The organism is Streptomyces sp. NPDC021093 (assembly GCF_044333135.1).
Lineage (GTDB): Bacteria > Actinomycetota > Actinomycetes > Streptomycetales > Streptomycetaceae > Streptomyces.
Genome location: NZ_JBIRQJ010000018.1, coordinates 143617 through 156806, shown reverse-complemented (window position 1 = coordinate 156806; position 13190 = coordinate 143617). Strand labels below are relative to the sequence as shown.

At 69.6% G+C, this 13190-nt stretch carries 12 protein-coding genes; 10 read left to right on the top strand and 2 right to left on the bottom strand.

The genetic code is table 11. The features are described from left to right. Positions 1–5 precede the first annotated feature (5 nt). From pdxT to ACH4SP_RS40230, 10 genes are all read left to right on the top strand, one after another. The gene (pdxT, locus tag ACH4SP_RS40275) at positions 6–599 is read left to right on the top strand and encodes a pyridoxal 5'-phosphate synthase glutaminase subunit PdxT (protein WP_398423079.1); all 594 of its coding nucleotides are present in this window, start codon (positions 6–8) and stop codon (positions 597–599) included. A gap of 63 nt (positions 600–662) precedes the next feature. Next, entirely contained in the window at positions 663–1418 is a 756-nt protein-coding gene (locus ACH4SP_RS40270) for a YebC/PmpR family DNA-binding transcriptional regulator (protein ID WP_266656214.1), read from the top strand. A gap of 143 nt (positions 1419–1561) precedes the next feature. Then, positions 1562–2131, top strand: coding sequence for a crossover junction endodeoxyribonuclease RuvC (gene ruvC / locus ACH4SP_RS40265; RefSeq protein WP_398423077.1), 570 nt, complete (start codon positions 1562–1564; stop codon positions 2129–2131). Then, positions 2128–2757: a Holliday junction branch migration protein RuvA gene (gene ruvA, locus ACH4SP_RS40260; protein WP_398423075.1), complete on the top strand. Its 630-nt coding sequence runs from the start codon at positions 2128–2130 to the stop codon at positions 2755–2757. The genes ruvC and ruvA overlap by 4 nt, the downstream gene beginning before the upstream one ends. A 43-nt stretch (positions 2758–2800) precedes the next feature. After that, a complete protein-coding gene (gene ruvB, locus ACH4SP_RS40255; RefSeq protein WP_398423073.1) occupies positions 2801–3871 on the top strand; it encodes a Holliday junction branch migration DNA helicase RuvB in 1071 nt (356 codons plus the stop codon). A gap of 165 nt (positions 3872–4036) precedes the next feature. Then, a complete protein-coding gene (gene yajC / locus ACH4SP_RS40250) occupies positions 4037–4513 on the top strand; it encodes a preprotein translocase subunit YajC (RefSeq protein ID WP_398423071.1) in 477 nt (158 codons plus the stop codon). A 147-nt stretch (positions 4514–4660) separates the two neighbouring features. Continuing rightward, positions 4661–6436: a protein translocase subunit SecD gene (secD, locus tag ACH4SP_RS40245; protein ID WP_398423069.1), complete on the top strand. Its 1776-nt coding sequence runs from the start codon at positions 4661–4663 to the stop codon at positions 6434–6436. A gap of 1 nt (position 6437) precedes the next feature. Then, a complete protein-coding gene (secF, locus tag ACH4SP_RS40240; RefSeq protein WP_398423068.1) occupies positions 6438–7526 on the top strand; it encodes a protein translocase subunit SecF in 1089 nt (362 codons plus the stop codon). Continuing rightward, positions 7523–8074, top strand: a complete 552-nt coding sequence (locus ACH4SP_RS40235) for an adenine phosphoribosyltransferase (protein WP_398423066.1) — start codon at positions 7523–7525, stop codon at positions 8072–8074. The genes secF and ACH4SP_RS40235 overlap by 4 nt, the downstream gene beginning before the upstream one ends. Positions 8075–8275: 201 nt before the next feature. Continuing rightward, positions 8276–10744 (top strand): RelA/SpoT family protein, encoded by a 2469-nt coding sequence (locus ACH4SP_RS40230; protein WP_398423064.1) that lies wholly within the window; start codon positions 8276–8278, stop codon positions 10742–10744. A 145-nt stretch (positions 10745–10889) separates the two neighbouring features. On the opposite strand, the gene ACH4SP_RS40225 is transcribed toward ACH4SP_RS40230, so the two are convergent. Continuing rightward, a complete protein-coding gene (locus tag ACH4SP_RS40225) occupies positions 10890–12119 on the bottom strand; it encodes a DUF349 domain-containing protein (protein WP_398423062.1) in 1230 nt (409 codons plus the stop codon). A 170-nt stretch (positions 12120–12289) separates the two neighbouring features. After that, a complete protein-coding gene (locus ACH4SP_RS40220; protein WP_398423061.1) occupies positions 12290–13096 on the bottom strand; it encodes a peptidylprolyl isomerase in 807 nt (268 codons plus the stop codon). Between the last annotated feature and the right edge of the window lie 94 nt (positions 13097–13190).

Here is a 13190-nt window from a genome sequence, read left to right as displayed (position 1 = left end):
CAAGCATGAAGAGCAACCCCGTTGTCGGCGTCCTGGCCCTCCAGGGCGACGTACGGGAGCACTTGATCGCCCTGGCCGTGGCCGACGCCACGGCCAGGGAGGTCCGGCGCCCCGAGGAGCTCGCCGAGGTCGACGGGCTCGTCGTTCCCGGCGGCGAGTCCACCACCATCTCCAAGCTGGCGGCGCTGTTCGGCCTGCTGGAGCCGCTGCGTGCCCGCATCGCCGACGGCATGCCGGTCTACGGCACCTGCGCCGGCCTGATCCTGCTTGCGGACAAGATCCTCGACCCGCGGTCCGGCCAGGAGACGCTCGGCGGCATCGACATGATCGTGCGCCGCAACGCCTTCGGACGGCAGAACGAGTCCTTCGAGACCACCGTCGACGTACGGGGGATCGAGGGCGACCCGGTCGAGGGCGTCTTCATCCGCGCACCGTGGGTGGAGTCGGTCGGGGCCGAGGTGGAGGTGCTCGCCGAGCACGAGGGCCACATCGTCGCCGTACGGCAGAACAACGCGCTCGCCACGTCCTTCCACCCGGAACTCACGGGGGACCACCGGGTGCACGCGATGTTTGTGGAGATGGTGCGCGCCGCCGGCTGACTCAAGTCCCGGTAGGATCTCTGCCGAACGCAGCAGAATTGGTTACGCGAAGGAGACAGGCAGATGTCCGGCCACTCTAAATGGGCTACGACGAAGCACAAGAAGGCCGTGATTGACGCCAAGCGCGGCAAGCTCTTCGCGAAGCTGATCAAGAACATCGAAGTCGCGGCCCGCACGGGCGGCATCGACCCCGAGGGCAACCCCACGCTGGTCGACGCCATCCAGAAGGCGAAGAAGAGCTCCGTCCCCAACAAGAACATCGACTCCGCGGTCAAGCGCGGCGGCGGTCTTGAGGCGGGCGGCGCCGACTACGAGACGATCATGTACGAGGGTTACGGCCCGAACGGTGTCGCGGTGCTCATCGAGTGCCTCACCGACAACCGCAACCGTGCCGCCTCGGACGTGCGCGTCGCCATGACCCGCAACGGCGGTTCGATGGCCGACCCGGGTTCCGTCTCGTACCTCTTCAACCGCAAGGGCGTCGTCATCGTCCCCAAGGGCGAGCTCTCCGAGGACGACGTGCTGGGCGCGGTGCTCGACGCGGGTGCCGAAGAGGTCAACGACCTCGGCGACACCTTCGAGGTGATCAGCGAGGCCACCGACCTGGTCGCGGTCCGCACCGCGCTCCAGGAGGCGGGCATCGACTACGACTCGGCGGACGCCAACTTCGTGCCGACCATGCAGGTCGAGCTGGAGGAAGAGGGCGCGCGCAAGATCTTCAAGCTGATCGACGCACTGGAGGACAGCGACGACGTGCAGAACGTCTTCGCCAACTTCGACGTCAGCGACAAGGTCATGGCCGCGCTCGACGAAGAGTAGTTGAGCGGCTGGGGCAAGTCAGCGGTTGCCAGTACGACGACGGGCCGACGGGGACATCCCCGTCGGCCCGTCGCGTTGCCGGACCTGATTGTCAGTGCGAGCCGATAGCCTGCACAAACAGGTGAGCGAAGAAGGGGGCGCGGGTGCGTGTACTGGGTGTGGACCCGGGGCTGACCCGGTGCGGCGTCGGCGTGGTCGAGGGGGTCGCCGGGCGCCCGCTGACCATGTGCGGAGTGGGGGTCGTACGGACGCCCGCCGACGCCGAGTTGGGGCTGCGCCTCGTCGCCATCGAGCAGGGCATCGAGCAGTGGCTCGACGACTACCGGCCCGAAGTCCTCGCCGTGGAGCGGGTGTTCAGCCAGCACAATGTGAGCACGGTGATGGGCACCGCCCAGGCCAGCGCGGTCGCCATGCTGTGCGCGTCCCGGCGCGGCATCCCCGTCGCCCTGCACACCCCCAGCGAGGTCAAGGCCGCCGTCAGCGGCAGCGGCCGCGCCGACAAGGCGCAGGTCGGGGCGATGGTGACCCGGCTGCTGCGGCTCGAAGCCCCGCCGAAACCGGCCGACGCGGCCGACGCCCTCGCCCTCGCCATCTGCCACATCTGGCGGGCCCCCGCGCAGAACCGGCTCCAGCAGGCCGTCGCCGCCCACAAGTCCCGTACGACCCCCGTCCGTACAGCTCAGAGAGCAGCTCAGAAAGGCCGCACCTCATGATCGCCTTCGTCAGTGGCCCGGTGGCCGCCCTCGCTCCGAACACCGCGGTCATCGAGGTCGGCGGCGTCGGCATGGCCGTCCAGTGCACGCCGAACACGCTGTCCACCCTCCGGATGGGCCAGGCGGCCAAGCTCGCCACCTCCCTGGTCGTACGGGAGGACTCGCTCACGCTGTACGGCTTCGCGGACGACGACGAACGCCAGGTCTTCGAGCTGCTCCAGACCGCGAGCGGCGTCGGCCCCCGCCTCGCGCAGGCCATGCTCGCGGTGCACAGCCCCGACGCGCTGCGGCTCGCGGTCTCCACCGGCGACGAGAAGGCGCTCACCGCCGTCCCCGGCATCGGCAAGAAGGGGGCGCAGAAACTACTCCTCGAACTGAAGGACAGGCTCGGTGCCCCGCTCGGCACCGGCGGCCAGCTCGGCGCCCAGCGCGTCGCGTCGGGCCCGGCCCCCTGGAGCGAGCAGCTCGGCGCCGCGCTGATCGGCCTCGGGTACGCCTCCCGCGAGGCGGAGGAGGCAGTGGCGGCCGTCACCCCGCAGGCCGAGGCGGCCCTCGCCGAGGGCTCCCAGCCGCCGGTGCCGCAGCTGCTGCGCGCGGCCCTCCAGACCCTCAACCGCGCCCGCTGACCCCCGTACCGCACGCGCCACATCCGACCCGAGAGATCCGTACATGAACTGGGACGAGACCGGACCCGACACCGACCCGAGGCTGGTCGACTCCTCCGCCGACGGCGAGGACCAGGCGGTCGAGGCCGCGCTGCGTCCCAAGGACCTGGAGGAGTTCGTCGGCCAGGAGAAGGTGCGCGAGCAGCTCGACCTGGTGCTGCGCGCGGCCCGCGCCCGCGGCGCCACCGCCGACCACGTCCTGCTCTCCGGCGCCCCCGGCCTCGGCAAGACCACCCTCTCCATGATCATCGCCGCCGAGATGGGCGCCCCGATCCGGATCACCAGCGGCCCGGCCATCCAGCACGCAGGCGACCTCGCCGCGATCCTCTCCTCGCTCCAGGAGGGAGAGGTCCTCTTCCTCGACGAGATCCACCGGATGTCCCGCCCGGCGGAGGAGATGCTCTACATGGCGATGGAGGACTTCCGCGTCGACGTCATCGTCGGCAAGGGCCCCGGCGCCACCGCCATCCCGCTCGAACTTCCCCCCTTCACCCTGGTCGGCGCCACCACCCGGGCCGGACTGCTGCCGCCGCCGCTGCGCGACCGCTTCGGCTTCACCGGGCACATGGAGTTCTACGAACCGTCCGAGCTGGAGCGGGTCATCCACCGCTCGGCCCGCCTCCTCGACGTCGAGATCGGTGCGGAGGGGGCCGCAGAGATCGCCGGCCGCTCCCGCGGCACCCCCCGCATCGCCAACCGGCTGCTGCGCAGGGTCCGCGACTACTCCCAGGTCAAGACGGAGGGCGGGATCATCGACAAGGAGATCGCGGCCGCCGCCCTCAAGGTGTACGAGGTGGACCCGCGCGGTCTCGACCGCCTCGACCGCGCCGTCCTCGGCGCGCTCCTCAAGCTCTTCGGCGGCGGGCCGGTCGGCCTGTCCACCCTCGCCGTCGCCGTGGGGGAGGAGCGCGAGACGGTCGAGGAGGTCGCCGAGCCCTTCCTCGTACGAGAAGGTCTTCTGGCCAGAACACCGCGCGGCCGGGTCGCCACCCCCGCCGCATGGGCACACCTGGGACTCGTACCGCCCCAGCAGGGCACCCCGAAAGGTGGACAACCGGGTCTGTTCGGGACGTGACGGTGTGGAGGCTCGCCGGGTCAGGAACCACGGTGCGATCCTGGACGTTGTTCCATTGACGCGGACTCGCTTAGACTCCGCCGATGCCGACCTTCCAGGTAGGCATGCCCACCCCCGTATATATGAGGCCGCTTCTGCGCGGTCGTGCGAAGGAAGTTCCGTCCCGTGAGTATCGTGACCCTCCTCCCCTTCATCGTGCTCATCGGGGCCATGTTCCTGATGACCCGGTCCGCCAAGAAGAAGCAGCAGGCCGCTGCGCAGATGCGCAACGAAATGCAGCCCGGCACCGGCGTGCGCACCATCGGCGGCATGTACGCCACGGTCAAGGAGGTTCACGACGACACGGTCCTTCTTGAGGTCGCCCCGGGCGTCCACGCCGTCTACGCGAAGAACTCCATCGGTGCGGTCCTCTCCGACGAGGAGTACAACCGCATCGTGCACGGCGAGGACGCGGCCGACGAGCTCAAGTCCGACGACACCCCCGTCGTCCCCGACGACGCCTCGTCGCTGACCGAGTCGGGCGACGACGCGGCCCGTATCGACCTCGGCAAGAAGCCCGAGGCGGACGAGCCGGCCGCCGACGCCGCTGCCGACACCGAGCCGAAGGACAAGAAGTCCGACGGCGAGGGCGACGCGAAGTAGTCACCTCCGCGGACCGCGGCGTCGCCCACGAGGCACGCCGCGGTCCGCGGACCGTGCCGGACCTTTGCGGGGGCAGGCCCCCACAACACTTCGTGGCCGCATCGACGCACACCCGGCGCGTGCGGTTGGACAGGGAGAATCGAGAAGGTGGCAGCACCGAAGAAGGGCCGCAAGGCTTCGGGGGCCCCGGGCAGGCCGGGGCGCGCCCTGGCTCTGATCACGATCGTGATCCTCGCCCTCGCAGGCGGGATGTTCGCGTCCGGGCACACCACTCCGCGCCTCGGCATCGACCTCGCCGGCGGTACGAGCATCACGCTCAAGGCGCAGAACGAGCCGGGCCAGCCCAACGCGATCAACAAGACGAACATGGACACCGCGGTCTCCATCATGGAGCGCCGCGTCAACGGCATGGGCGTCTCGGAGTCCGAGGTCCAGACCCAGGGCGATGACAACATCATTGTCAACATCCCCAAGGGCACGAACTCCAAGCAGGCCCGCGAGCAGGTCGGCACGACCGCCAAGCTCTACTTCCGGCAGGTGCTGACGGTCACCCAGGGCACCCCGATCCCGGACCCGGCGCAGACCCCGAAGCCGAACCCCTCGTCGACGGGCAAGCCCGACGCGAAGGACCCGAAGGCCCCCGCGGACAAGGACAAGGGCAACTCCACGGCCACCCCGTCCTCGACCGCCACCTCGCAGGGCCGCGCCGTCACCGACGCGCTGAAGGCCCCGACGCCGAACCCCTCGGGCAGCACGGGCTCCAAGAGCCCCGACCCGAAGAAGACGCCGACGCCGCCCGCCCCGGACCCGGCCACCAAGAAGCTGCAGGACGCGTTCGTCGCCCTCGACTGCACCAAGCCCGCGCAGCGCGAGAAGGCCGGCAAGGGCATCAAGCCGAGCGAGCCGACGATCGCCTGTGGCCTGGGCACCGACGGCAAGACCTGGGAGAAGTACATCCTGGGCCCGGCGGAGCTCGAAGGCACCGACGTCAAGAAGGCCGGTGGCACGTTCGACACCCAGCGCGCGCTGTGGAAGGTCGACATGGAGTTCACCAAGGGCGGCTCCGACAAGTTCTCCAAGACGACTGCCAAGCTGATGAAGCAGCAGCCGCCGATGAACCAGTTCGGCATCGTCCTCGACGGCAACGTCGTCTCCGCGCCCTCGGTCAACACGGTCCTCAGCGGCAACGCCGAGATCACCGGCAGCTTCACCCAGGAGTCCGCACAGGAGCTCGGCAACATCCTGTCGTACGGCTCCCTGCCGCTCACCTTCAAGGAGCAGGCCACCACCACGGTCACCCCGGCCCTCGGCAGCGACCAGCTCAAGGCGGGCCTCATCGCCGGTGCGATCGGCCTCGCGCTCGTCGTGATCTACCTGGTGCTGTACTACCGCGGCCTGTCGTTCGTCGCGCTCATGAGCCTCCTGGTCTCCGGCGTCCTGACGTACACGATCATGACCCTGCTCGGCCCGACCATCGGCTTCGCGCTGAACCTGCCGGCGGTCTGCGGCGCCATCGTCGCCATCGGCATCACCGCCGACTCGTTCATCGTGTACTTCGAACGCATCCGGGACGAGATCCGCGACGGCCGCACCCTGCGCCCCGCCGTGGAGCGGGCCTGGCCGCGCGCCCGGCGCACCATCCTGGTGTCCGACTTCGTGTCGCTGCTGTCCGCCGTGGTGCTGTACGCCGTCACCGTCGGCAAGGTGCAGGGCTTCGCGTTCACGCTCGGCCTGACCACCCTGCTCGACGTCGTCGTGGTGTTCCTCTTCACCAAGCCGCTGATGACGCTGCTCGCCGCGAAGACGAAGTTCTTCGGCAACGGCCACAAGTGGTCCGGGCTCGACCCGAAGCGGCTCGGCGTCCAGCCCCCGCTGCGCCGCACCCGCCGTGTGTCCGCCCCCACCGAACCGAAGGAGGCGTGAGATGTCGCGACTCGGCAGCATCGGCGCCAGGCTGTACCGCGGCGAGGTCGGTTACGACTTCGTCGGAAAGCGGATGATCTATTACGGGATCTCCGTCCTGATCACCGTCATCGCCATCGCGGGCCTCGGGTTCAAGGGCCTCAACATGGGCATCGAGTTCCAGGGCGGCGCGCTCTTCACCACGCCCGCCACCTCGGTCTCCGTGGATCACGCGAAGGAGGTCGCCGAGAAGGCCTCCGGCCACGACGCGATCGTCCAGAAGCTCGGCAACAACACCCTGCGCATCCAGGTCGGCGGCCTCGACACCGCGTCCGCCGCCCCGGTGGCCGAGAAGCTCGCCCAGGACCTCAAGGTCCCGGCCGAGAAGATCAATGCCGACCTGGTCGGCCCCAGCTGGGGCGAGGACATCGCCAACAAGGCGTGGACCGGCCTCGCGGTCTTCATGGTCCTGGTGGTGATCTATCTCGCCATCGCCTTCGAGTGGCGGATGGCCATCGCCGCCCTCGTCGCCCTCATCCACGACCTCACCATCACCGTGGGCGTCTACGCCCTGGTGGGCTTCGAGGTCACCCCGGGCACCGTGATCGGTCTGCTGACCATCCTCGGATACTCCCTCTACGACACCGTCGTCGTCTTCGACGGTCTCAAGGAGGGCGCGAAGGACATCACCAAGCAGACCCGCTTCACCTACAGCGAGATCGCCAACCGCAGCCTCAACGGCACCCTGGTGCGTTCCATCAACACCACCGTCGTCGCGCTGCTGCCGGTCGCGGGACTGCTGTTCATCGGTGGCGGTGTGCTGGGCGCGGGCATGCTCAACGACATCTCGCTGTCGCTGTTCGTGGGCCTCGCGGCCGGTGCGTACTCCTCGATCTTCATCGCCACTCCGCTGGTCGCCGACCTGAAGGAGCGCGACCCGCAGATGAAGGCCCTGAAGAAGCGCATCCTCGCCAAGCGGGCCTCCGAGGCCAAGAACGGGTCCGCCGACGGCGGCGAGGGCGAGCCGAACGACGCGGTCCCCGCATCCACTGCTCCCGTCGTGGGCCAGCGTCCGGGCCGCGGCCGCCCCACCCAGGGGAAGCGCCGATGAGCGCCACCGTGGACACCACCCGCGAGCTGCTGCTCAGCCGCATCCGGGACGTGCAGGACTACCCGAAGCCCGGCGTCGTCTTCAAGGACATCACGCCGCTGCTCGCCGACCCGAAGGCCTTCACGGCCCTCACCGACGCCCTCGCGGACCTGTGCGTGACGCACGGAGCCACGAAGGTCGTCGGCCTGGAGGCGCGCGGCTTCATCCTGGCCGCACCGGTCGCGATCCGCGCGGGGCTCGGGTTCATCCCGATCCGCAAGGCCGGCAAGCTGCCCGGCGCGACGCTCTCCCAGGAGTACGAGCTGGAGTACGGGACCGCCGAGATCGAGGTGCACGCCGAGGACCTGGCCGCGGGCGACCGCGTCATGGTCATCGACGACGTCCTCGCCACCGGCGGTACGGCCGAGGCCGCGCTGGAGCTGATCCGGCGGGCCGGGGCCGAGGTCGCCGGAGTCGCGGTCCTCATGGAGCTCGGCTTCCTGAACGGCCGGGACAAGCTGGAGCCCGCACTCCAGGGCGCCCCGCTGGAAGCCCTGATCACGGTCTGACAAGGCACGCGGTACGACGGAAGGCGGGCATCCCGGGCAACCGGGGGCCCGCCTTTCCCATGTCTTGACTCCTGGCCCAGGAAGAACGCGGGGCCAAGGGTCGATACCATGGGCGTTCCGGACCCGACCGGGGACCACCTGAACCGGAAACCGCATCCCACGGGTGCACCCCGGAGTCCAGGACCCGTACGAGGAGCGCACTTGCCTGACGAGGCCCAGCCAGTCGCCACCCCGCAGCCGGACAAGGCCGCGGCGGGCGCCACGCCCCCGAAGCCCCCGGCCGACAAGCCCAAGCCGCCGGTGGCCCCGGAGCGCGCAGCAGGCCCGGCACCGGCTCCCGCCGTCCGCCCCGCAGCCCCCGCAGGAGCCACGCCCCGTACCGGCGGCTCCTCCAACCGCGTACGCGCCCGGCTCGCCCGGCTCGGTGTGCAGCGCTCGTCCCCGTACAACCCGGTCCTGGAGCCGCTGCTGCGGATAGTGCGCAGCAACGACCCCAAGATCGAGACGGCGACGCTGCGCCAGATCGAGAAGGCGTACCAGGTCGCCGAGCGCTGGCACCGCGGGCAGAAGCGCAAGAGCGGCGACCCGTACATCACGCACCCGCTCGCCGTGACGACGATCCTCGCCGAGCTGGGCATGGACCCGGCGACGCTGATGGCAGGTCTCCTGCACGACACCGTCGAGGACACCGAGTACGGCCTGGACACCCTGCGCCGGGACTTCGGCGACCAGGTGGCGCTGCTGGTCGACGGCGTGACCAAGCTCGACAAGGTCAAGTTCGGGGAGGCCGCGCAGGCCGAGACCGTGCGCAAGATGGTCGTCGCCATGGCCAAGGACCCGCGCGTCCTGGTCATCAAGCTCGCCGACCGCCTGCACAACATGCGCACCATGCGGTACTTGAAGCGCGAGAAGCAGGAGAAGAAGGCGCGCGAGACCCTGGAGATCTACGCGCCGCTCGCCCACCGCCTGGGCATGAACACCATCAAGTGGGAGCTGGAGGACCTCGCCTTCGCGATCCTCTACCCCAAGATGTACGACGAGATCGTCCGCCTCGTCGCCGAGCGCGCCCCCAAGCGTGACGAGTACCTGGCCATAGTGACCGACGAGGTGCAGTCCGACCTGCGGGCCGCCCGCATCAAGGCGACCGTCACCGGGCGGCCGAAGCACTACTACAGCGTCTACCAGAAGATGATCGTCCGCGGCCGGGACTTCGCGGAGATCTACGACCTGGTGGGCATTCGCGTCCTCGTCGACACGGTACGGGACTGCTACGCGGCCCTCGGCACCGTGCACGCGCGGTGGAATCCGGTCCCCGGCCGGTTCAAGGACTACATCGCGATGCCCAAGTTCAACATGTACCAGTCGCTGCACACGACGGTCATCGGACCCAGCGGCAAGCCGGTCGAGCTCCAGATCCGCACCTTCGACATGCACCGCCGCGCCGAGTACGGCATCGCCGCGCACTGGAAGTACAAGCAGGAGGCCGTGGCGGGCACCTCCAAGGTCCGCACCGACGTGCCCCGGCACAAGGACGACGCGGTCAACGACATGGCGTGGCTGCGGCAGTTGCTCGACTGGCAGAAGGAGACCGAGGACCCCAGCGAGTTCCTGGAGTCGCTGCGCTTCGACCTGTCGCGCAACGAGGTCTTCGTCTTCACGCCCAAGGGCGACGTCATAGCGCTGCCCGCGGGTGCGACCCCGGTCGACTTCTCGTACGCGGTGCACACCGAGGTCGGCCACCGCACGATAGGAGCACGGGTCAACGGACGGCTCGTACCGCTCGAATCGACCCTGGACAACGGCGACCTGGTCGAGGTCTTCACCTCGAAGGCCGACGGCGCGGGACCCTCCCGCGACTGGCTCGGCTTCGTGAAGTCGCCGCGCGCCCGCAACAAGATCCGCGCCTGGTTCTCCAAGGAGCGCCGCGACGAGGCCATCGAGCAGGGCAAGGACGCCATCGCGCGCGCCATGCGCAAGCAGAACCTGCCCATCCAGCGGATCCTCACCGGCGACTCGCTGGTCACCCTCGCGCACGAGATGCGCTACCCGGACATCTCCTCGCTGTACGCGGCGATCGGCGAGAGCCACGTCACCGCGCAGTCCGTCGTCCAGAAGCTGGTGCAGGCGCTCGGCGGGGAGGACGCGGCCAACGAGGACCTCGCGGAGAGCTCGCCGCCCTCGCACGGCCGCACCAAGCGCCGGGCCAACGCCGACCCGGGCGTCGTCGTCAAGGGCGTCGACGACGTGTGGGTCAAGCTCGCCCGCTGCTGCACGCCCGTACCCGGCGACCCCATCATCGGCTTCGTCACCCGGGGCAGCGGCGTCTCCGTGCACCGCGCGGACTGCGTCAACGTCGACTCGCTCTCCCAGCAGCCCGAGCGGATCCTCGAAGTCGAGTGGGCGCCCACCCAGTCGTCGGTCTTCCTGGTCGCCATCCAGGTCGAGGCCCTCGACCGGTCGCGGCTGCTCTCGGACGTCACCAGGGTCCTGTCCGACCAGCACGTCAACATCCTGTCGGCGGCCGTCCAGACGTCCCGCGACCGGGTGGCCACCTCGCGCTTCACCTTCGAGATGGGCGACCCGAAGCACCTCGGCCACGTGCTGAAGGCGGTCAGGGGAGTTGAAGGGGTGTACGACGTCTACCGCGTGACGTCGGCGCGCCGGCCGTAACCGGCGCCGGGCGGGCCGACCGTAGCCAGCGCGGGGCGGGGCCGGCCGTCACGCCAACCGCCAAGAGCGCCGTAACGCCAACTGCCAAGAGGGGCCCCGGACTTCGCGCGAAGTCCGGGGCCCCCTTGTACGTACGGGCTGAGGATCAGCCGCCGAACTCCTCCAGGCCCTTCATCGCCTGGTCGAGCAGCGCCTGACGGCCCTCCAGCTCACGTGCGAGCTTGTCCGCCTTCGCGTTGTTGCCCGCGGTGCGCGCCGTGTCGATCTGCTTCTGGAGCTTCTCGACGGCGTCCTGGAGCTGGCCGGTCAGACCCGCGGCACGCGCACGCGCCTCCGGGTTCGTCCGCTTCCACTCGTTCTCCTCGGACTCCTGGAGAGCGCGCTCGACGGCCTGCATCCGGCCCTCGACCTTCGGACGGGCGTCGCGCGGCACGTGACCGACGGCCTCCCAGCGCTCGTTGAGGGCCCGGAACGCGGCACGCGCGCTCTTCAGGTCCTTCACCGGCACCAACTTCTCGGCCTCGGCGGCGAGTTCCTCCTTGAGCTTGAGGTTCTCGCCCTGCTCCGCGTCCCGCTCGGCGAAGGTCTCGCCGCGCGCCGCGAAGAAGACGTCCTGGGCGCCGCGGAAGCGGTTCCACAGGTCGTCCTCGAACTCGCGCTGGGCGCGGCCCGCAGCCTTCCACTCCGTCATCAGATCGCGGTAACGCGCCGCCGTGCCGCCCCAGTCGGTCGACTTCGACAGCGACTCGGCCTCCGTGACCAGCTTCTCCTTGGCCTTGCGGGCCTCCTCGCGCTGCGCGTCCAGCGAGGCGAAGTGCGCCTTGCGCCGCTTGGAGAACGCCGAGCGGGCGTGCGAGAAGCGGTGCCACAGCTCGTCGTCCGCCTTGCGGTCGAGCCGGGGGAGGCCCTTCCAGGTGTCCACCAGCGCCCGCAGCCGCTCGCCGGCCGAACGCCACTGGTCGCTCTGCGCCAGCTCCTCGGCCTCGGTGACCAGCTTCTCCTTCGCGACCTTCGCCTCGTCGGTCTGCTTGGCCTTCTCCGCCTTGCGCTCCTCGCGGCGCTTCTCGACCGTCGTCACGAGGGCGTCGAGCCGCTTGCTCAGCGCGTCCAGGTCGCCCACCGCGTGGTGCTCGTCGACCTGCGTACGCAGGTGGTCGATCGCGGTCTGGGCGTCCTTCGCCGACAGGTCGGTGGTCTTCACCCGCTTTTCGAGGAGGCCGATCTCGACCACCAGGCCCTCGTACTTGCGCTCGAAGTAGGCCAGAGCCTCCTCCGGAGACCCCGCCTGCCAGGATCCGACGACCTTCTCGCCCTCGGCCGTACGCACGTACACGGTGCCCGTCTCGTCGACACGGCCCCACGGGTCGCTGCTCACAGCGCCTCCTCCACATGATGCCTGCGAGGGTTCGTGGCCCCCGGGCATCGTCCACAGTTTTTCAACGTCCACAGTCTGATCGCGGGGCCGAAGACGCCCTGCACACCGCCAACATAGGCGACGCGCAGGGCGGCTGTCCGCATCCCGCACATCCCGGTTTGACTGTTGGTCTACTTGGTCACGGTCGCCTTGTCGATGACCACGGTGGCGTTCGGGGCCCCGTCGCCCTGCCCACTGGACTCACCGGCACCAGCGATCTTCTCCAGTACGTCCTGACCACCCTTGATCGTGCCGAACGGCGTGTAGTTCGCGGGCAGCGGGCTGTCTTTGTAGACCAGGAAGAACTGGCTGCCGCCGGTGCCCGGACCCGCGTTGGCCATCGCGACCGTGCCCGCCGGGTACGTGCCGCCCTTGACCTTCGGGTCCTTCAGGTTCTCGTCGGGGACCTTGTAGCCGGGGGTGCCGGTGCCGGCCGCCGTCGGGTCGCCGCACTGCAGGACGTAGATGCCCTGCGTGGTGAGGCGGTGGCACTTGGTGTGGTCGAAGTACCCCTTCCCGGCGAGGAAGTTGAACGAATTCACCGTGCGCGGTGCGTTCTTCGCGTCCAGTGCCAGGTCGATGTCGCCACAGGTGGTCTGCAGCTTCATCGCGTAATTTGCCGACTTGTCGATGTCGAGCTTCGGCTCCTCCTTGAAGGAGAGCTTCGCGACCTCGCCCGGCGCCGGCTTCTTGCACGGGTCGGCGGTCTTCTTGGGGGAGTCCGACGGGTTCGGGGCGTCGGCCACGCTCTTGCCGCCCTTGCTCTCGAAGACGCCCGTCGCGTACGCCGTCGCGCCCGCCGCCACGACCACGGCCACTGCCGCGCCGATCACAGCGGTGCGCCGCCTGGTCCTGCGCTGCTTCTCGGCACGGCGCTGCTGCTGGCGCTCGAACTTCTCCCTGGCGAGCTGCCGCCGCCGCTGATCGCTGGTGACCACCGGGTGTTCTCCTCGTACGTGTCGACTGGTGCCGGACTGCTGTCCGGCCGGGCCCGAGCTAGCCCGTACCGTATATGGGTTAGCTGTGGGACGA